We start from the raw sequence: 19449 nt of genomic DNA on the forward strand, positions 1-19449 counted from the left end.
CGATGATCCGGCGAAAAGTCAGTCATATCAAAACGATTGCTGCCATTGTTGGTGTTTCCTCTGTTGTATTTGTTGTGTTTGGAGGAATATCGGTGGGGTATTCGATGGCCACAATTGCTGTTCTTGGCGTCATGGGTGCCTTGTTCGGTGCCATAGCAGTACCGGAACTGGAACCGAGCGCATTTCGGTATCCGACTCTCTGGCAAATTTCCTGTTCGGTCGCAGGGAGTTTGCTTGTGGCCCTGATGCTGGAGTCTGGCGCGGAAGGTTATTTGCTCGCAATATTGAGCGGAACATGTATCGGTTATTTGGCGCCGTTCTGGATAAAGCATATCGTCTTGCCATAACGATCAGGACGCGCCGCACACAACTCATGCGACGCCTCCGCTCTTCCACCGCCGGTCAGTTTTCCTGCAACCGGATTTCCCGCGCCGACATACGCGATCCCGCCCGGCATGACCTTTTTGACGATCGAGAAGCAGCACTCGATATCACGAGCGCGAGAAGTGTTGCGAACCCGCTGACAAGCGATGTGCTGAAGACGCTCCGATGTCCGAGCACGATGGTGGTGCTTAACCAGCCGGATAGCGGCCCGCCGCCGGGATTGCCCCGGGGCGCGTTGCCGGTAGTTCGCAAGAGCGGGTTTTGAGAGAGTAGATTTGAGGCGGCCGACGTTACTGCGCGGCCGGCGTGCTTGCAGGCGTCGCCGGTGCGGCCGCCGATGCCACGGCAGGCGCGGCAGCCGGCGCACTCGCCGGCATCGTCTTGTCCGCACCCGGATCGTCGTACTGCGGCAACCCCGGCGCGGCCGGCGCGTTGTTCGGCGTGGTGCCCGATGCCCCGCCCGACTCGCCCGGATCCTCGTAGTTCGGCAACCCCGGCGCGGCCGGTGCCGATGCGGGTGCGCTGCCCGATTCACCCGGTTCGTTGTAAGTCGGCAGCGTGCCCGACGACGACTGGCTGCGATACGTCAGCGACTTGCGCTGCTGCAGGTACGCGTCGCGCACGAACGAATACGGATCGAGCGCGGCCTGCTTCAGCAGGTCGGTCGCACCGAGCAGGTCCGAACGCGCGCTGATGAACTGCGCGATGTACATCGGGTTGCGTGCGGCCGGTTCGATGTAGTTCAGCAGGTTGAAGCGCACGTCCACCGCGCGGCCGACGCCGTCGCGGATCGTGCTCGGCCCGAACACGGGCAGCACGAGATACGGGCCCGACGGCACGCCCCAGCGCGCCATCGTCAGGCCGAAGTCCTGGTGATGCTTCGGCAGCCCGGCCGGCGTCGCGATGTCGATCAGGCCGGCGACGCCGAACACCGAGTTCATCGCCACGCGCATCAGGTCCTCGGTCGCATCGGTGATGCGGAGCTGCAGCAGGTTGTTCGCGATGTTGCCGAGATCGCCGAGGTTCGAGAAGAAGTTGCTGATCGCGGTGCGCACGGGCGTCGGCGTGACCTTCTGGTACCCCTTCGCGATCGGCTGGGCGATGTTCGTGTCGACGGTGTCGTTGAACTTGTACATCGCCCGGTTCATCGGCTCGAGCGGGTCATTGGGGTTGCGGTTCGGTCCCGTCGCGCAGCCGGACAGCACCGCGCCGGCGGCAACGGTCGCCGCAATGATTCGCACCTTATTCATTGATTCCTTGCGATTGGTTCTTGGCGCGTTTGACGCGCGGTTTGCCCATCAGGACGGGCTGGAACACCACGGCGCCGATCAGCGTGCAGGTCAGGGCCAGCGCGAGTAGCTTGCCCATGCTCGACGTGCCCGGGTGGTGCGACAGCCACAGGCTGCCGAATGCGGTCGCGGTCGTCGCGGCGCTGAACAGGACGGCATGCGTGAGGCTCGAATGCAGCAGGCCGGTTTGCCCCGCGCGCCACGCCATCACGAAATACACCTTGAACGCGACGCCGACACCGAGCATCAGCGGCAGCGCGATGATGTTCGCGAAGTTGAGCGGCATGCCGAGCACGACGCACATCTCGAGCGTCACGACGCCCGACACGAGCAGCGGCACCAGCGTGCGCAGCACGTCGCCGAAGCGGCGCAGCGTGACCCACAGCAGGATCGTGATCGAGATGATCGACCACAGCGCCGCATGCAGGAACGCGTTGATGATCGTGTCGGCCGAATGCAGGATCGAGATCGGCCCGCCGGTCGTGCCCGGCTCCGCGGCCTTCACGGCTTTCGCGAAGCGGCGCAGCATCGTGTCGTCGTTCGGGTCGACGCCCTTCGGCACCTTCGGCGAGATCTGCACGAGCGCGTGGCCGTCCGGCGCGACCCAGTCGCGCACGAGCTGCGGCGGCAGCGATTCGCGCGTGATGTCCTGCGGCTGCAGCAGCGACGCGAGCTGGTTGAGCGCGATGCGCAGCGTATCGGAGAACGCGCGCTCGGCGCGGTCGCGCGTCGCGGCGTCCGCGGCGGCGAGCTTCGCGAGCGACGCCGACAGGTGCTGCGCGGCGGCCGCGCCCGGGCCCGGGTGATCTTCGGCCGCGTAGCTCAGCAGGTCCGACACGCGCTTGAGCGCGGCGACGCGCTGTGCATCGGTTGCGGGCGGCGCGGGCGGCTGCGTCAGCGCGGGCAGCAGGTCGCTCGCGGCAGCGGCGATCGCCGCGCGCTTGGCCGGCTGGTCGGCGGGGATGAAGGTCGACAGCGTGGTCGTGCGGCCGACTTCGGGCAGTGCGTCGAGGCGCTTCGCGGCCGCGTCGGCATCCGCGAGCGACGGCGCGAGCAGCGTGACGTCGTTGACGGCGGCTTCCGGCGAATCCTTCAGTGCGAGCAGCGTCGCCATCGATTCGCTGTTCGGGTCCTTCAGGTGCAGCGGGTTGAAGTCGAAGCGCAGGAACGCGAGCAGCGGCAGCGCGCCGATCACGACCACGAGCGTGCCGATGAGGATCGGCTTGCGATGGCGATCGAGGTAATCGTCGACCGGCGCGAGCCACGGGAAGCCCGGCGTCTTCGATTCGCCCGGCGGCGCGAACAGGCGCAGCAGCGCGGGCAGCAGCGTGAGCGTGGTGAGCAGTGCGACGAACATCCCGACGCCCGCGATCAGGCCGAGCTCGGACACGCCGCGATAGGCGGTGGGGATGAACGAGAAGAAGCTCGCCGCGACGGCCGCGGTGGCCAGCGCGAGCGGCATGCCCATCGAGTGCGCGGCGCCGATCAGCGCGTGGTCGATGCGCGGGTCGCGGAAGCGTTCCTCGCGGTACTTCACGCCGTACTGGATCGAGAAGTCGACGCCGAGGCCGACGAACAGCACCATGAACGCGACCGAGATCATGTTCAGCGACCCGACCATCGCGAGGCCGAGCGCGGCGGTCACGACGAGGCCGACGAACAGCGTGACGAGCACCGAGCCGATCATCCGCTTCGAGCGCAGCGCGAGCCACAGGATCACGAGCACGGCGAGCAGCGTGAAGACGCCGTTGAGCGCCGCACCGTCTTCGACCGACGCGAATTCGTCGTCGGCGAGCGGCTGTTCGCCGGTCAGGCGCACGGCCGCGCCGAAGCGCTTCTCGAGGTCGAGCGAACGGGCCGCGTCGCGGATCACCTGGCTGGTTTCCGCGCCGGCCTTCAGTGCGCCGTAGTTGACCACGGGCTGCACGGTGACGAACGCGCGCGCGGGCTGCCGCGCGGCATCGTTGTCGACCAGCGCACGCCACGAGAACGCGGCCGGCTTGCCGGCCAGCACGTCGTCGACCGTCGCGGCGCTGCGTGCGAGCAGCTTCGCCATCGCGGGCAGTTTCACCTGGCCGGTCAGCAGCGGCTGGCCGAGCGTGGTGGAGAGCGTCGTGGCGAGCCCGGTCAGGCTCGGGTTCTTCGCGAGTTCGTTGACGAGCGGGCGCGCACTTGCGAGCTGCGAGGTCGTATCGGCGACTTCCTGCGGCGACAGGAACAGCAGCCCGTTGTGCTCGAAGAACGCCCCGCCGCCGGGCTCGGCGACCTGGCCGATGCGGCCGGCTTCGGCATCCTTCCGCAGCGCTTCGGTCAGCGCATGCGCGGCGGCATTCGCGAATTCGGGCGCAGGCGCCTCGACGACCGCGAGGATCGTGCCGTTGCGTTGCGGAAACGCTTGATCGACGGCCTGGCCGAGCGCGGCAAATTGCGGTTCCGCATCGACGAGCTTGCTGATGTCGGTGTTGATCTTGAAATGCTGCGCGACATAGACGCCGCTGAGCGCGGCGATGACGAGCGACAGGACGACGACCCAGACGGGGCGGCGCACCGACCATGCAACGAGTCGGACGATGAGAGATGTCACCATGTGGCGGTGGGGAGCGGCTGGCAAGGGCAAAGTAGCCAAGTATACCGGCGCGGCGTGGCGAAGGACGTGACGTTGCGGGTTTGGGGGCGGGAAGGAGATTTGTTCGCGGTGGCGGAATCGATACCGGTGGCCGGCTGTTTTGTAAGGGGATGTTTACATAATCGGCGCTTCGCTGCCTCGCCGAGCCGCCGCGCGCACCTGTGACAAACGAAGCTGAAAGGTAACAGTCGGTCACGGCGCGGCAACCGGGCGTCAGGCCCGGTATACTTTGCGCCACCGGCCGGTGCAATCAACCGGTCGTTTTTCTCATCGAGCGATATCCGTATGAAACGTCATCTGTTTGCTTTCGTCGCGGCGGCCGCCGTGTCGGTTTCCGCTTTCGCGCAGAGCGCGCCGGTCGATATCGTCCGCAATGCGGTCGAGGGCACCGTCAACGCGATGAAGGCCGACCCGGCCGCACGCGGCGGTGACATGGCGAAGGTCTCGGCGGTCGTCGAGCAGCGCTTCCTGCCCGCAACCAACTTCGAGCGCACGACCCGCATCGCGGTCGGTGACGCATGGAAGCAGGCCACGCCGCAACAGCAACAGGAGCTGTACAAGCAGTTCAAGCTGCTGATGACGCGCACCTACGCCGCGTCGCTCGCGCAGCTCGGCAGCCAGGACGCGAAGTTCTCGTTCAAGGCCGGCGGCGCGTCGGGCGCCGACGCGCTCGTGCAGTCGACGGTCACGACGCCGGGCGACAGCCAGTCGGTCGGCTATCGTCTCGGCAAGGTCGGCAACGACTGGAAGATCTACGACATCGACATGTCGGGCGCGTGGCTGATCCAGGTCTACCAGGGCCAGTTCAAGAGCCAGCTCGCGTCGGGCGGGATCGACGGCCTGATCGCGTATCTGCAGAAGCACAATTCGCGGACGAACTGACGGCGCGCTGCGCGGTCCCGAATCCGGAAGTACGAAGGGCGCCCTCGGGCGCCTTTGTCTTTTACCCAGGGTGCCCGGAGAGCAGTCGAACGGCCGGCGTGACCGCGTGTCCGGGCGTGCGCGCGCAAGTCCAGGCCGCCTCCGCACACTTCAAGGCCCGCTGTGGGCGGCCTACTGATACGTCATGGTGAAGGTCAGCACCGCGTTCGCGCTGCCGGGCGTCACGCTGGCGGCCGTCTGGTAGTACCGGGCCGTGAGCGGGATCGTGTAGGAGCCGCCTGTCGTACTGCTGTAGTTCGTCAGCGTGTACTGCGTGTTGTATTTCAGCGCATTGCCGTTGCCGTCCTTCAGTTGCAGGCCGATGCCGGTGGCCGTCGAACCGCTCGACAGCGCGAGCACGCCGTTGGTGGCGTCGAGCACGGCATTGACCGGGATGAACTGATACTGGATCGCGTTCAGGCCGGTCGGGCAGGCGTTGACCGCCACGTTGAGCGAGACGGCCTGCTTGTTGGTCGAGCCGATGCCCGTGAATTCCGACTGCAGGGGAGAACCCATGTTGACCGTCACGTTCGGCGTGGTGCACGCCGAGACGTTCACGATGGTCGGGGTGAGCGAGAACGACACGAGGGGCGAGGCGGCGACCGTATATGGGGCGCTACCGCCGGTGCCCGTTGCTGACGCTCCCACGATCATCACGCCGCCCGTCACCGTGCCTGCCGTGATGGGGCCGGTCTTGACCAGCGCCGCCTGGATCTGGCCGCCGTTGGTGATCGAAGTAACCGTGCCGCTCGTGTTGCAGACCCAGCCTGCCCATGGGAGCGGGATCTGCGAAGAAGTCGAGCTGGAAAGATCGATCCAGGCCTGAGTTCCGCATTGGTTCGCGTACGTCGTCACGCCGATCGCGACACCGACGCCAGGCACATTGGTCTTCCAGACCGTATAGGTTCCACCATTCGACGAGGCCACGGTCATGCCGGCCTTGGTCAGCGACTGCGGTTCAAAGACCATGCCGGCGACAACCACACCCGATACCGTGCACGTGTAGTAGTTGGGAACGTTCGAGGTACTGAACCAGCCGGTTAGCAGGGTGCCGACCGTTGCATCGCGCGGAATCGTCACCGAGGCCGGCATCGACAGCGTCACCGTCTGCGCCGTTCCCGAGCAACTGATGGTTCCCGCGGCGAACACGGGACGGGTACCCAAGCCGAGCATCAGTGCCAGCAGCGTCAGCAGCCAGAATGCCAGACGGGTCACGCCGTGCGCCGCTTTGGTTTGCCTGCGCGTTGCGGCCGGCTTTTCGTTCTCGTTCATCTTCTTTCCCAGGTTCATCGCATCCGCTTCGCTCATTGCGTGCATACCGCCTCCGCATCGATCCAGCGTTGCCTGTTCGTCTTGCTTGCCGCCGGTAACGTGTAGGAAAGCGAACAGATTTCGTCATCCGTATCGCCCCACTTCACCTTCAGCGTGCCGGTATCCGCTTTCAAGCCGCGCAGCACGATGCGGCCATCCTGCGCCACGGTGCCGACGCTCTGCCCCGTTGCATCGCTCACCTCCGCGCCGAACGGAACCGGCTCGCCATCGCTCATGCGCGCGCGCATGATCACCGCGCGCCCGCCGCCCTCGGTTTCGTACTTCAGCCGCACCACCGCGCCCGCGGTCGGCGCGACGTGCTGCGCGCTGGATTTCAGCTCGACGCTCATCGGCACGCCCTTCGGATCGATCTCCACTTCGTTGGTCGAGAACGGTGTCAGGCTCGGCACCAGCGCATGACCGAACGAATCGATGCGCAGGCCGCTGCCGGCCGTCACGCGTGCGCCGTTCGCGTCCTTGGCCTCGACGATCGCCATCGTCTCGCCCATGGCCGGCGCAAAGGCCAGACCGCCGGCATAGGCCACCATGCCGCCCGAGATGCCGCCGCCATACTGCGTAAAGCCGGTGCCCTTCGATGCATTGCCCGAGAAGGTTGCATACGGCGACATGTAGGACACATTGCCGCCCATGTTGACGGTCGCCCCGGCGCCGCCGCCGCTGGTACGGCCGACGTTCACGCCGTAGCTGAGCGCGTTGTCGACGCCGAGCGAACCCGTCAGCGACTGCTGGACCAGGGTCGTGCCACGGCTGTCGTGCTGAAGGCTGGTCGACGAGTACAACGTGCGCGAGCCGAGGTTCAGCGGAATCGACACGTTCAGCATGAACCGGTTGTCCCAGCGGTTTTGCGTCGCGTCGAATTGGCGCGCGGCCGACACGCCGTAGTTGATGCGCCGGAAATTGTTGTTGTAGCCAGCCTGGAACTGCGTGTCGTTGCCGCCGCGATTCCAGTAGTTGACGGTCGAGCCCGACAGGTAGAGCGAGCCCCAGCCTTCCGGCAGGCCCTGGTTCAGCATGACCTGGAACTGACCGCGACGTACGCCGCCGGACAGCAGGCCGTTCACGCCGCCCGTCTGCTGGCCGCGCAACTGCATGGCGTCCTGCAGGCCCAGGTAGCCGCTGCTCGAATAGCGGTAGGCGGCCACCGCGATGTTGGTATTGGTCGGACTGATCAGCTTGCTGTACGAGAGCTTCATGCTCTGGCCGTGGCGCGTGCCCATGCCGGGCAGATCGGTGTTGGCCTGCGTGATGTCGAACGCGAACGAGCCCAGCCCGGTGTTGAGTGCGGCGCCGACCAGGCCTGCCAGGTAGCCGGGCGCGGCGGTCATGCCGCCGTAGCCGGTGATCAGGTTGGTGAAACCGTGCTGCACGGTCGCCTGGAACAGCGCCGGCTTGCTCGACAGCAGCGGGCTGCGGTACTGGCCGGCCGTCACGCTGAAACGCGTGATGCCGGGCCGCAGCGAACTGACGGCCGACGCGTACGGCACCTTGAAGGTATGGATGCTGCCATCGGCTTCGGTCACGATGACGTCGAGGTCGCCGCCATAACCGGTCGCGTAGAGATCGTCGATCTCGAATGGGCCGGTCGCGACGTTGGCGCTGTAGATGATGTTGCCGTTCTGGCGCACCTGCACCAGCGCATTGCTGTTGGCGATGCCGTGGATGGTCGGCGCATAGCCGCGTTGCGATTCCGGATACATGCGCTCGTCGCTGGCGATCCGCACGCCGCGAAAGCCCACGCTGTCGAACATCGTGCCGTCGGTGAACGCGTCGCCGATCACGAGCTGCGCCTTCAGGCGCGCGATCGAACGCTGCAGGCTGGTCTGCACGCTTTGGTAATGCGTGCCGCCGTGCGTGTCGTAGGTGGTGTTGCCGTTGTGGCGGAAGCGCCAGGGCCCGGCGTTCAGGCCGGCGGTCAGGCCCAGGTAGGCCTGGGTCGACGAGGCGCCCTGGTTGTCGGCGCGGTAGAGGTTGCCGTTGTACGACAGCAGCGCGGCCGGCACACCTTCGTCCCAGTAGCGCGGATCCACGTAGCCGCGCGCCGCGCGGCTCAGCGAGGCCTGCGGGATGCTGACGTCGAGCCGCTGCTCGCCATTGTCGAAGGTGGCGACGGCGTCCGGCACCAGCATGCCGATCGTCGCGCAGGCATGGTTCGAGTCCGTCAACCTCTGCGTCGCTTCGGGCGACAGCTTCGCGAGATCCACCCCGACCTGCTGCAACAGCTCGCGATCGAAGCAGGGCTGGACGTTGTTCCGGCTGTCGCCCACCTGGCGCAGCGTGATTTCGGCGCGGCCGATCCAGTTCGTATTGACGTACAGGTCGGCGCGATACGAACCCGGCGCCGCCACATTGCCCTTTGCGAAGCGACTGACGTCCACCCGCGCGCCGCCCGGGCGCTGCAGGAACAGGTCGTCGAACTGGACTTCCGCCACTTGCGTGGCGCCGGTGGTCTCCGCCATCGTGCCGGTCGATGCGAACATCGACAGCGCGAGCAGGAAGCACGGGCGCGGGCGCCAGCGCATGAATGGCGGAAAACTGGAAAGACGTTGGATCACGATAGGCACCCGAGCGTGAGCAAGCCTGCGCCCTGCCCGGGGCGGGCATGCTGGGTCTTGCCGTGGAAAGGACGTGGCGCGCTACCCGCGCCTCGCGCAATGGAAGGGGGTCAGCCGCGCATCATCGCGATGGCGCCGCGGGGCCGGACCGCAATGGCGTCTCGCCGCTGACCGAGCCGCCGTAGTCGTTCAGCGCCGTGTAACGCACGGTGGCGCCGGCCGCGCCGGGCACGTCGCCCTTCAGCGGGAAGGCGCGCGTCTCGCCCGGCCCGACCATGCCGCCATCGTCGAAGATCGCGCTGCGTTCGCCCGACTGCACGCTGATCAGGGTCAACGACACATGGAACGGCGTCGGGTTGTGCGCCTCGATGGCCGGTTTTCCGTCGGCCTGCGTGAGCCGCCAGGTGAGCTGCGCCGGTGCATCGGCCGATGAACCCTTGAGTTTTTCCGGACGATAGAACAGCTTGATGCGCGAACGGAACGCGAGCTGGATATGGTTCATGTCCGCGTCGGCCGCGCCCGGTTTGGGGGGGACCTCAAGCACGTTGAGCCAGAACACCGACTCGCGATCCTGCGGCATGGGCTCGCCGGTATAGACGATGCGCAGCGTCTGCGACTTGGACGGATCGATCCGCGCGATCGGCGGCGTGACGGTGAAGGGCACCTTGATCGTGGACGGCGCGCTGCGCACGTCACCTGCATCGACCCACGACTGCACGAGCGCAGGCGCTTGGCCGGCGTTCGACAGCTTGAGCGTGACCTCGGACTCGCTCGCGCCATAGATCACGCGCGTGCCGCCGATCACCACCGATGCGATGGCAGGTGTCGCCAGGTAGCCGAGCCATGCGACGCACGCGGTGGCGATCGCGCGCCGGAGTGTTTTTCGAAGCTTCATGATAGGGATCGATGCCGGTAGCGAGCACAAGGGGGGAGCGACGCTGTGCCGCCCCACCCATCTGCTATGTATAACTAAATGATTGATTACTGATAAACGAGCGAGTACATCACGCTCGACGTCGCCGCGCCCGCTGTTGCAGCGCCGGTCGCGAGGTACTGCGCGTAGTAGTTCAGCGTGGCGGCGCCGGCCGCGCTGATTGCGACCGTCTTCGAGTTTTGCGAGGCGTCGGCCGCACCGATCTTGATCGGCGAATAGCTGCCGTCGCCGTTCAGCAGCTGGATCTCGACGTTGGTCGCGCCGCCTGCGGCCAGGACCAGGTTGCCGGTGGCGGTGTCGACCGTCGGACCCGGCTCGAAGTAGGCGTGGACGGTGCCCGATGCCGGCGTGCAGGCCGTCAGCGAGATGTTGAAGGGCGTGCGGTTGGCGTACTGGCCTGCGGCGGCCAGCGCGCTGGTCGACACCGATTGCAGCGGGACATTGAAGTTGTTCGAGCCGCTGCCGTTGCCGTTGATCGTGCAGGTTTGCGCGAGCACGGTGCCGTTGAACGTGATCGTGCCGTCGGCTGCGGATGCGATTTGCGACGCAGTGGCTGCAGCCACGAACAACACGGCGGTAATGAGTTTGGTTTGCATGGTTTCTGGTTTCTGAAAGAAGCGATCTGAAGGAGATACGACGCCGACGCGATATCCGTTCGATAGCGCGACGCGACATCCAACGGCAACCCGATAAGGCATCACGCGGCCGGATATTGTGTTTTCGGCCCGGTTACACTTGGACGAAGCGAATCCTACCGGCGTCAACGATTCGTAAGATGAACAATTGTCACTTCGCGATACCACCAGCAAAAAATGCTGTTCAGTTTGACTGAACGGCATTAGCTCTCGGGCGCCGGCTTCGGCGCGGGCACGCGGTATGTGCCGGTCATGCAGACGTCATGCGAAATGCGAGCACGACGCGCGTTCCGGCAAGCGCAAGGATTCCGTCGCCTTCGGGGTGGAGCCGATTGGACAACTCTGAAATTGGAAGCTGACTTGCGCGTGACGTGCGCAACCGGGATGGCGTCCTACCTGCGCCGATGCTCCACCGCGAACTTGATCAGCTCGGCCTGCCCTTCGATCTCCAGCTTGCGCTTCAGGTTGAGCCGGTGCGTCTCGACCGTGCGCACCGACAGCCCCGTCTGCTGCGCGATCTGCTTGCTCGACAGCCCTTCCGCCAGCGCGTCGAGGATGTCGCGTTCGCGCGGCGTGAGCCGGTCGAGCGGCGATGCGGTCGCGCTCGCGTGGATCATCCGCGCGGCGAGCCCTTCGCTGAAAAACGTCTGGCCGGCCAGCACCGTGCCGATCGCGCGCACGATCTCGCTCGCGGGCGAATCCTTCAGCAGGTAGCCGCTCGCGCCGGCACGCACGGCCTGCGTCACGTATTCGATGTTGTCGTGCATCGACAGCATCAGCACGCGGATGCCTGGAAAGCGCTCGTGGAAGACGCCCGCGAGCGTGATGCCGTTCATCCCGTTCATGCCGACGTCCATCAGCGCGAGATCGGGTTCGAGCGACGCGGCGAGCGCGAGCGCCTCGTCGGCATTGCCGGCTTCGCCGACCACGGACAGGTCGGCCGCTTCGAGCCGCATCCGCAGGCCGTCGCGCACGAGCGGGTGATCGTCGACGAGCAGCAGTCGGGCGGCGGGCCGGGCGGTGTCGGGGGCGCTCATGCGTGAAAGGTCTCCTGTGATGGGGCGCATCATGATGCGGCGCCGGGCAGCGGCACGCGCGCGGCGACGATCGTGTGGCCGACCTGCGACGAGATCGTCAGCATGCCGCCGAGCGCATCGAGGCGCTCGCGCATGTTGCGCAGGCCGATGCCGCGGCGCGCGTCGGCCTGCGAGCGTTCGGCGTCGAAGCCGCAGCCGTTGTCGGCGATGGTCAGCACGACGGATTGCGCGCCGACGTCGAGCGTGACGGCCGCGCGCGACGCCTGCGCATGATGCACGATGTTGCTGAGCGCTTCCTGGGCGATCCGGAACAGCGCGGTGTTGACGGCTTCGGGCAGCGGCCGGGCGCCGCTGTGCGCAACCTGCGTGTAGCCGATGTCGATGCCGCTTTCGGCGCCGAGTTCGCGGACAAGCTGTTCGAGCGCGGCTGCGAGGCCGAGGTCGTCGAGCATGGACGGACGCAGCGCATGCGAGATGCGGCGCACTTCGCGCAGCGTGTCGCCGAGCCGCCCGACGCCTGAAGCCAGCGCCTGCTCGGCCTCGGGCACGCGCGCCGAGCCGCGTTCGAAACGTGCGAGCGCGGATTCGAGCATCAGCTTCGCGGACACCATCATCTGGCTGATCCCGTCATGCAACTCGCGCGACAGCCGTGCCCGCTCCTGCTCCTGCGATTCGACTACACGCTGCGCGAGCAGCTTGAGCTTCGCGTCGGCGCTGCGCGACTCGCTGACGTTCAGCACCAGCGCGCACACGGCGATCGCCGCCGCGCCGGTGAGCGCGATCGTGGTGAGCCAGCTCATCGTGCGCTCGATGTTCGCGGAAGCGCGCGCGTCGATGCGCTGCAGCGCGGTGTCGACGTCGTCGAGATAGATGCCGGTGCCGACCATCCAGCCCCAGCGCTCGAGCGCGACGACGTAGCCGAGCTTCGGCGCGACGCGGCCCGTCGACGGCCGCTGCCATGCGTAGCGCACGTAGCCGCCGCCGCTCGACGCCGCGCCGATCAGCTTCTGGATCGTCAGCGCGCCCTGCGGGTCGCGCATCGACCAGTAGTTGTGGCCGACCCGCTCGGGCTCGCGCGGATGCATCAGCGAATTGCCGTGCAGGTCGTATACGAAGAAATAGCCGTCGGGGCCGAAATCCATCTTCTGCAGCATCGCGAGCGCCTGCATGCGCAGTAGCGCGTCGTCGCGCGCGTTGCGGCCGCTCGCGTCGTAGAGCGGCATGATCGCGCTCGTCGCGAGCTCGACGTAGTGCTTCAGCTCGACTTCCTTGCTCGACAGGTACGCGGCCTGGATCGTCGCGTGCTGCGTGCGCGCGAGGGACGTCGCCTGCTGGCGCACGCCGAAGCCGATGCCGGCGATCGCGAGCAGGAACGGCACGATGGCCAGGAGGAAGATCTTTGCCTTGAGTCTCATGGTGGTGCGAAGCGGCCGCGCACCGGCGCGGACCGGCCGGGCGCGTCAGCCGTGCGGCGGCGTGCGGCGGTGTGTCGAGGCGACATTGTCGGCGATTTTGTGCACGGGCGGCGACAGCGGCCGGTGGCCGCCCTGCCTTCGCTCGGCGGCGTGCCGTGGATCCCGGCCCGTTCAGGCCTGCCGCGCCGCGAGGCCGCCGGAGGCGGCCGCGTGCACGACGATGCGGTTGCGCCCGCCTTCCTTTGCGCGATACAGCGCGTCGTCGGCGAGCTTCAGCGCGGCCTGCATGTCGTCGTCGCGTTCGGGATAGCTGGTCGTCACGCCGATGCTCACCGTCAGGCGGCCGGAGGCGCCGGCGTCGTGCCGGATGCCGAGATCGAGGACGCCGGTGCGGATCGTCTCGGCGATCGTCGCCGCGCCGTCCGTGTCGATGTCGGGCAGCACCACGACGAACTCCTCGCCGCCGTAGCGCGCCGCGTAATCGGCCGGGCGGCGCAGGCAGCCGGCGATGCAGTGGCCGACCGCGGCGAGCGCGTCGTCGCCGGCCTGGTGGCCCTGCGTGTCGTTGTAGCGCTTGAAGTAATCGACGTCGATGAACAGCAGCGACAGCGCATGCTGCGAGCGCGCGGCGCGGCGCCATTCGCGCGCGAGCGTGACGTCGAGCATCCGGCGGTTGTCGAGACCCGTGAGGCCGTCGGTGCGCGCGAGCGCCTGCAGCTCGGTTTCCGCGCGGTGGCGCTTGCGCAGCTGCACGTCGAGCAGCAGCGACAGGCCGACGAAGCCGATCGCGAGCGCGACCATCGCGGAGCCGATCGGAATCGCACGGTCGTACCACGCGGCGTAGGTGTCCGCTTCCGAGCGCGCGACCATGACGATGAGCGGCAGGTGATCGAGGTGCCGGAACACGTACAGGCGTCGCACGCCGTCGATCGACGCGGTATCGGCGAAGCTGCCTTCGCTGGCGGTCATGAAATGCCGGAACGTGCTGGCGTGGCTGATGTCGCGGCCGACGATCTTCGGGTCGTACGGCTCGCGCGCGAGCATCTTGCCGTCCGTGTTGATCAGCGCGATCGAGCCGCGATCGCCAAGCGACAGGCGCGAGAACAGGTTCTGGAAATATTCGAGCCGGATCGACATGACGGCGACGCCGCCGAACGAACCGTCGGGCTTCGTGATCCGCCGGCTGAGTGCGATGCTCGGCGAGCCGCCGCGCAGCCGCGAGTGATACGGGGGGCTGACGTACAGGCCGGCGTCGGGGTGGTCGCGGTGCACGGTGAAGTACGGTTCGTTGCCGAAGTTGGCCGTGCGCGGCACGTCGCTCTTGCCATCGACCGCGATGTCGCCCTTCGCGTCGAGCACGTAGATGCCGCCGAGGTACTTGGCGGTCGTCGCACGGTCGAACAGCACCTGGCGGCGCAGCGGCATCGGCAACTTGACGACGTCGGGGTCGTTCTCGCCTTCCACGACGGCCTGCAGTGACAGTGAATAGATCTCGATGTTGCGCTCGATATCCCACGACGCCATCAGCGCGAGATTCTGCTGCATCGCGGCCGAGCGGTCGCGCGCGTCGATGCGGCCCTCGTACAGCACGATCCCGCACAGGAGCAGCAGGACCAGCACGATCAGCAGCCCGGTATAGAAGATCAGGTGCGGCAGCAGGAACCGGCGCAGATGAGCGGCGACACGGCTCGTCAGGCCGGATTCGCTGGGCATTGCGTAGTCGGTTTCTGCCATGGTCCCGTGGATCGGTGGGCATTGCCGCCGGGAGGCGGGCCGATGCGATTGTTCGTATGACGTGCGGGCGGCGATCCGTGACGCGGCCATTTCGACGCCTTCTGCCGCCCGGCGCAGAAAATGGACGCCGATTATCGGTAATCGCGGCCAGATATACCGGTAAATCAAACGTTCACTGGTGACATCTGCGCCGATTCAACGATCCGATGAATCGGGCAACGCGAATTCAACGGAGTATAACGCGCGCGTTCGCACGCGCGAGAAATGTTGCGGACGGTTGATCCCGATCAAATTACCGTGTAATCCCGGGCTTGCGAATTCCGGGCAGAGCGTTGTGGCGCAAGGCTGCGCGGCATAAAGGGCCGTAGCGCGCGGCATGCGGCCGCCGAGTCCATCCGGTGAGCGGCACGCGCCCGCGAAAAACGAAGGCAGACGATATGCGCCGATTATCCTTTTCAACGGCCGGGCGAACCCGAAAATGAAAACGGGCGGCCGTTGCGGCCGCCCGTTTCGTGAAGCACGCCTGCGCTTAACCGCCGTGCTGTTGCGCCTTGAACGCGAGGCGGAACCGGTGCAGCAGCGGCTCGGTATAGCCGCTCGGCTGCGACGTGCCCTGAAGCGCGAGCGCGCACGCGGCCTTGAACGCGGTCGACTGGTCGTAGTCGGGCGCCATCGGGCGATAGTTCGGGTCGCCGGCGTTCTGCTGGTCGACGACGCGCGCCATCCGCTTGAACACGTCGAGCACGAACGCCTCGGTGATCACGCCGTGGCGCAGCCAGTTCGCGATGTGCTGGCTCGAAATGCGCAGCGTCGCGCGGTCTTCCATCAGGCCGACGTCGTGGATGTCGGGCACCTTCGAGCAGCCGACGCCCTGTTCGACCCAGCGCACGACGTAGCCGAGGATGCCCTGCGCGTTGTTCTCGACTTCGCTCAGGATCTCGGCCTCGCTCCACTCGGCGCGCTCGACGACCGGCACGGTCAGCAGGCCTTCGAGCAGCGCGTCGCGTTCGCTCGCATACGGCGTCTTCTCGAGTTCCTGCTGGACGGCCTGCACGTCGACGAGGTGGTAGTGCAGCGCGTGCAGCGTCGCGGCGGTCGGCGACGGCACCCATGCGGTGTTCGCGCCGGCGCGCGGATGCGCGATCTTCTGCTCGAGCATCGCGTGCATCAGGTCCGGCATCGCCCACATGCCCTTGCCGATCTGCGCGCGGCCGCGCAGGCCGGCCGACAGGCCCGCGAGCACGTTGTTGCGCTCGTACGACTGGATCCACGCGGACGATTTCATGTCGCCCTTGCGGATCATCGGGCCCGCTTCCATCGCGGTGTGCATCTCGTCGCCGGTGCGATCGAGGAAGCCGGTGTTGATGAACGCGACGCGGGCGGCGGCCGCGGCGATGCACGCGGCGAGGTTCACGCTGGTGCGGCGCTCCTCGTCCATGATGCCCATCTTCAGCGTGTTGCGCGGCAGGTTGTACAGATCCTCGATGCGCGCGAACAGCGTATCGGCGAACGCGACTTCGACCGGGCCGTGCATCTTCGGCTTCACGATGTAGATCGAGCCGGTGCGCGAGTTGCGCTTCGCCTTCAGGTCGTGCAGCGAGCACAGCACCGTGACGACGCCGTCGAGAATCCCTTCCGGAATCTCGTTGCCGTCGCGGTCGAGCACCGCGCCGTTGGTCATCAGGTGGCCGACGTTGCGCACGAACAGCAGCGAGCGGCCGTGCAGCGACAGCGTGCCGCCGGCGGGCGTGGTGTACTCGCGATCGGCGTTCAGGCGGCGCGTGAAGGTCTTGCCGCCCTTCGCGACTTCCTCGACCAGCGTGCCCTGCATCAGGCCGAGCCAGTTGCGGTAGAGCTGGACCTTGTCGTCGGCGTCCACCGCCGCGACCGAATCCTCGCAGTCGATGATCGTGCTGACCGCGGCTTCGAGCACGACGTCCTTCACGTTCGCGAGATCGGCGCGGCCGATCGGCGTCGACGCGTCGATCTGGATCTCGAGGTGCAGGCCGTTGTGCTTCAGCAGGATCGCGGACGGCGCGCCGGCCGCGCCCTGGTAGCCGACGAACTGCGCCGGCTGCGCGAGGCCCACGATGCCCTTGGCGGTTTCGACGGCGAGCTGGCCATCCTGCACGCGGTAGCGCAGCGCGTCGCGGTGCGACCCGCTCGCGAGCGGCGCCGCGTTGTCGAGCACGTTGCGCGCGTAGTCGATCACGCGCTGGCCGCGCGTCGGGTTGTAGGTCGCGGTGCGCTCGGCGCCGCCGTCTTCAGGCAGCGCATCGGTGCCGTACAGCGCGTCGTACAGGCTGCCCCAGCGGGCGTTCGCGGCGTTCAGCGCGTAGCGCGCGTTCGACAGCGGCACGACGAGCTGCGGGCCGGCCTGCGTGGCGATCTCGCTGTCGACGTTCGCGGTGGCTGCCGCGACGTTCGACGGGACCGGCACGAGGTAGCCGATGTGTTCGAGGAAGGCGCGATACGCGGCGTGGTCGCGCACGGGGCCGGGGTGCGCACGGTGCCAGGTGTCGAGTTCCTGCTGCAGACGGTCGCGTTCCGCGAGCAGCTCGCGGTTGCGCGGCGCCAGGTCGTGCACCAGGGCCGAGAAACCGCTCCAGAACGCGGCCTTGTCGATGCCGGTGCCCGGCAACGCTTCGTTTTCAATGAACTGGCTCAGCGCTGGCGCGACTTGCAGTCCTGCTTGGTCGATCATCGTTAATCCTCCCGGGGAAAAAATCGCGCGCGGCTAGAGGGCCTGTTCACGCTAATAACGGGCTTGCTCCCCTGATCGGAAAAAATCATTTGTGGGGCTGGCCACCAGAAGGGCCGATCGCTGCGTCATGCTCCTTGCGAATACGTCGAGTATTCGCTTCGTCACAATCCTTGCGCTCGGCCCTTCTGGTGGCCAGCGCAAGCCCATTATTAGCGTGAACAGGCCCTCTCCTATGCCACGACGCTTTGTGTGCCGGCGCGGGCGATCTGCGCGTCCTGTTCGGACTTTACGCCAGACACGCCGATCGCGCCCGCGATCCGGCCGCCGACCGTGACCGGCACGCCGCCTTCGAGCAACCCCGTCAGCGGCGCGCTGAGAAACGCGGTGCGGCCACCGTTGATCATATCCTCATACGCCTTCGTCTCGCGACGGCCGAGCGCCGCCGCGCGCGCCTTGTCCTGCGCGAGGTAGGTGCTGGCCGGCGATGCGCCGTTTAGCCGCGCGAACGCGAGCAGGTGGCCGCCGTCGTCGACGACGGCGATCGACACGGCCCAGCCGTGGCGTTCCGCTTCCGCGCGGGCGGCGGCGAGCATGCGGTCCGCATCGGCGAGTTCGAGTTCGGGTTTCGTCTGCATGGCATTCCTCCGGAATCAGGTCAGTTGACGAGGGGGTTGTCGACGAGCTCGATCCAGTGGCGCACAGGCGTGCGGCCCGCGCCGTTCAGGTGAGTCTGGCAGCCGACGTTCGCCGTGACAATCAGGTCCGGCCGCGCGGCTTCGAGCGCGTCGAGCCGGTTGTCGCGCAGTGTCGTCGCGAGTTCGGGCTGCGTCAGCGAATATGTGCCGGCCGAGCCGCAGCACAGATGGCCGTCGGCGACATTCGTCAGATCGAAGCCGAGCCGCGTCAGGATGCGTTCGACCGCGCCGCCGAGGCGCTGTGCGTGCTGCAGCGTGCACGGGCAGTGCACCGCGATGCGGCGTGGCGTCGACCCGGCCAGCGCGTCGAGCGGCTCGGCCGCGATGACCTCGGCGAGATCGCGTGCGAGCGCGCTGACCCGTTGCGCCTTTTCCGCATAGACGGGGTCGGAGCGCAGCAGGTCGCCGTATTCCTTGACGAACGCGCCGCAGCCGCTCGCCGTCAGCACGATCGCTTCCGCGCCCGCTTCGATCGCGGGCCACCAGGCGTCGATATTGCGGCGCGCGCGGGCCAGACCGGCATCTTGCGCGTTCAGGTGATATTCGGTCGCGCCGCAGCAGCCGGCTTCGCGCGCCGGGCTCACGCCGATGCCGAGCCGGTCGAGCACGCGCGCGGCGGCCGCGTTGGTGTTCGGCGACAGCGACGGCTGCACGCAGCCTTCAAGCATCAGCACGCGCCGTGCGTGGCGCACGGGCGGGCGCGGTGCGGCCGCGGGCGCGGCGGCCGGGATCTTGTCCCGCAGCGTGCCGGGCAGCAGCGGGCGCAGCGCGCGGCCGGCCTTCAGCAATGCGGCGAACGTCGCCGGGCGCGGCACGACATGACGCAGCCCCGCGCGCAGCAGGCGTTCGCGCGCGGGCCGCTGCACGCGCTTCTCGGCTTCCGCGCGGCCGATGTCGAGCAGCGCGTGATAGCGCACGCCGGACGGGCAGGTCGTCTCGCAGTTGCGGCACGTCAGGCAGCGGTCGAGATGCTGCTGCGTGCGCTCGCCGCACGGCTCGCCTTCGAGCAGCTGCTTGATCAGGTAGATGCGCCCGCGCGGCCCGTCGAGCTCGTTGCCGAGCACCTGGTAGGTCGGGCAGGTCGCATTGCAGAAGCCGCAGTGCACGCACGCACGCAGGATCGCTTCCGCTTCGTCGGCCCGGGCGAGGGCCTTGCTTGCTTCGCTGAGATTGGTTTGCATCGGCGGATCG

14 protein-coding genes and 1 pseudogene are annotated in these 19449 nt (G+C 67.3%); 3 read left to right on the forward strand and 12 right to left on the reverse strand.

Features of this window, described 5'->3' with window-relative positions:
- The first annotated feature begins 2 nt into the window (after positions 1-2).
- Together LGN17_RS13145 and LGN17_RS36855 are read left to right on the forward strand one after the other, a co-directional pair.
- The gene (locus LGN17_RS13145; protein ID WP_226197191.1) at positions 3-347 is read left to right on the forward strand and encodes a hypothetical protein; all 345 of its coding nucleotides are present in this window, start codon (positions 3-5) and stop codon (positions 345-347) included.
- 116 nt (positions 348-463) lie between these two features.
- A pseudogene (locus LGN17_RS36855) lies at positions 464-649 on the forward strand (hypothetical protein); the annotation flags it as partial.
- Positions 650-674: 25 nt separating this feature from the next.
- On the opposite strand, the gene LGN17_RS13150 reads toward LGN17_RS36855, so the two are convergent.
- Both LGN17_RS13150 and LGN17_RS13155 read right to left on the reverse strand, forming a co-directional pair.
- Positions 675-1634, reverse strand: a complete 960-nt coding sequence (locus LGN17_RS13150; protein ID WP_226197192.1) for a VacJ family lipoprotein — start codon at positions 1632-1634, stop codon at positions 675-677.
- On the reverse strand, positions 1627-4260 hold the full coding sequence (locus tag LGN17_RS13155) for an MMPL family transporter (protein ID WP_226197193.1): 2634 nt from the start codon (positions 4258-4260) through the stop codon (positions 1627-1629). Before LGN17_RS13155 ends, LGN17_RS13150 begins: the two co-directional genes overlap by 8 nt.
- A 324-nt stretch (positions 4261-4584) precedes the next feature.
- On the opposite strand from LGN17_RS13155, the gene LGN17_RS13160 reads away from it, so the two are divergent.
- On the forward strand, positions 4585-5181 hold the full coding sequence (locus LGN17_RS13160; RefSeq protein WP_027790211.1) for a phospholipid-binding protein MlaC: 597 nt from the start codon (positions 4585-4587) through the stop codon (positions 5179-5181).
- 171 nt (positions 5182-5352) lie between these two features.
- On the opposite strand, the gene LGN17_RS13165 is transcribed toward LGN17_RS13160, so the two are convergent.
- The 10 genes from LGN17_RS13165 to glcF form a co-directional block, all read right to left on the reverse strand.
- Positions 5353-6528: a fimbrial protein gene (locus tag LGN17_RS13165; protein ID WP_226197194.1), complete on the reverse strand. Its 1176-nt coding sequence runs from the start codon at positions 6526-6528 to the stop codon at positions 5353-5355.
- Entirely contained in the window at positions 6525-9071 is a 2547-nt protein-coding gene (locus tag LGN17_RS13170) for a fimbria/pilus outer membrane usher protein (protein WP_413227025.1), read from the reverse strand. The genes LGN17_RS13165 and LGN17_RS13170 overlap by 4 nt, the downstream gene beginning before the upstream one ends.
- 154 nt (positions 9072-9225) lie before the next feature.
- Positions 9226-9999 carry a fimbria/pilus periplasmic chaperone gene (locus LGN17_RS13175; RefSeq protein ID WP_226197195.1) on the reverse strand — a complete coding sequence of 258 codons (774 nt, stop codon included), beginning with the start codon at positions 9997-9999 and terminating at the stop codon, positions 9226-9228.
- A gap of 86 nt (positions 10000-10085) precedes the next feature.
- A complete protein-coding gene (locus LGN17_RS13180) occupies positions 10086-10634 on the reverse strand; it encodes a fimbrial protein (RefSeq protein ID WP_226197503.1) in 549 nt (182 codons plus the stop codon).
- A gap of 431 nt (positions 10635-11065) precedes the next feature.
- Positions 11066-11710 (reverse strand): response regulator, encoded by a 645-nt coding sequence (locus LGN17_RS13185; protein ID WP_226197196.1) that lies wholly within the window; start codon positions 11708-11710, stop codon positions 11066-11068.
- 29 nt (positions 11711-11739) lie between these two features.
- Positions 11740-13125 (reverse strand): cache domain-containing protein, encoded by a 1386-nt coding sequence (locus LGN17_RS13190; RefSeq protein ID WP_226197197.1) that lies wholly within the window; start codon positions 13123-13125, stop codon positions 11740-11742.
- A 171-nt stretch (positions 13126-13296) separates the two neighbouring features.
- Positions 13297-14859, reverse strand: coding sequence for a sensor domain-containing diguanylate cyclase (locus LGN17_RS13195; RefSeq protein WP_226197198.1), 1563 nt, complete (start codon positions 14857-14859; stop codon positions 13297-13299).
- Between the two features lie 529 nt (positions 14860-15388).
- A complete protein-coding gene (locus tag LGN17_RS13200; RefSeq protein ID WP_226197199.1) occupies positions 15389-17563 on the reverse strand; it encodes a malate synthase G in 2175 nt (724 codons plus the stop codon).
- Between the two features lie 230 nt (positions 17564-17793).
- Complete coding sequence (locus LGN17_RS13205; RefSeq protein ID WP_175952762.1) at positions 17794-18198, reverse strand: GlcG/HbpS family heme-binding protein; 405 nt, start codon at positions 18196-18198, stop codon at positions 17794-17796.
- A gap of 20 nt (positions 18199-18218) precedes the next feature.
- Positions 18219-19439 carry a glycolate oxidase subunit GlcF gene (gene glcF, locus LGN17_RS13210; protein ID WP_226197200.1) on the reverse strand — a complete coding sequence of 407 codons (1221 nt, stop codon included), beginning with the start codon at positions 19437-19439 and terminating at the stop codon, positions 18219-18221.
- Between the last annotated feature and the right edge of the window lie 10 nt (positions 19440-19449).

It is taken from the genome of Burkholderia sp. AU30280 (assembly GCF_020420125.1).
GTDB lineage: Bacteria > Pseudomonadota > Gammaproteobacteria > Burkholderiales > Burkholderiaceae > Burkholderia.

What these genes read in the sequence shown, in the direction of transcription:
- LGN17_RS13145 (WP_226197191.1), top strand. Translation starts at nt 3, where the DNA reads ATGATCCGGCGAAAAGTCAGTCATATCAAAACGATTGCTGCCATTGTT.
- LGN17_RS13150 (WP_226197192.1), bottom strand. Translation starts at nt 1,634, where the DNA reads ATGAATAAGGTGCGAATCATTGCGGCGACCGTTGCCGCCGGCGCGGTG.
- LGN17_RS13155 (WP_226197193.1), bottom strand. Translation starts at nt 4,260, where the DNA reads ATGGTGACATCTCTCATCGTCCGACTCGTTGCATGGTCGGTGCGCCGC.
- LGN17_RS13160 (WP_027790211.1), top strand. Translation starts at nt 4,585, where the DNA reads ATGAAACGTCATCTGTTTGCTTTCGTCGCGGCGGCCGCCGTGTCGGTT.
- LGN17_RS13165 (WP_226197194.1), bottom strand. Translation starts at nt 6,528, where the DNA reads ATGAGCGAAGCGGATGCGATGAACCTGGGAAAGAAGATGAACGAGAAC.
- LGN17_RS13170 (WP_413227025.1), bottom strand. Translation starts at nt 9,071, where the DNA reads ATGCGCTGGCGCCCGCGCCCGTGCTTCCTGCTCGCGCTGTCGATGTTC.
- LGN17_RS13175 (WP_226197195.1), bottom strand. Translation starts at nt 9,999, where the DNA reads ATGAAGCTTCGAAAAACACTCCGGCGCGCGATCGCCACCGCGTGCGTC.
- LGN17_RS13180 (WP_226197503.1), bottom strand. Translation starts at nt 10,634, where the DNA reads ATGCAAACCAAACTCATTACCGCCGTGTTGTTCGTGGCTGCAGCCACT.
- LGN17_RS13185 (WP_226197196.1), bottom strand. Translation starts at nt 11,710, where the DNA reads ATGAGCGCCCCCGACACCGCCCGGCCCGCCGCCCGACTGCTGCTCGTC.
- LGN17_RS13190 (WP_226197197.1), bottom strand. Translation starts at nt 13,125, where the DNA reads ATGAGACTCAAGGCAAAGATCTTCCTCCTGGCCATCGTGCCGTTCCTG.
- LGN17_RS13195 (WP_226197198.1), bottom strand. Translation starts at nt 14,859, where the DNA reads ATGGCAGAAACCGACTACGCAATGCCCAGCGAATCCGGCCTGACGAGC.
- LGN17_RS13200 (WP_226197199.1), bottom strand. Translation starts at nt 17,563, where the DNA reads ATGATCGACCAAGCAGGACTGCAAGTCGCGCCAGCGCTGAGCCAGTTC.
- LGN17_RS13205 (WP_175952762.1), bottom strand. Translation starts at nt 18,198, where the DNA reads ATGCAGACGAAACCCGAACTCGAACTCGCCGATGCGGACCGCATGCTC.
- glcF (WP_226197200.1), bottom strand. Translation starts at nt 19,439, where the DNA reads ATGCAAACCAATCTCAGCGAAGCAAGCAAGGCCCTCGCCCGGGCCGAC.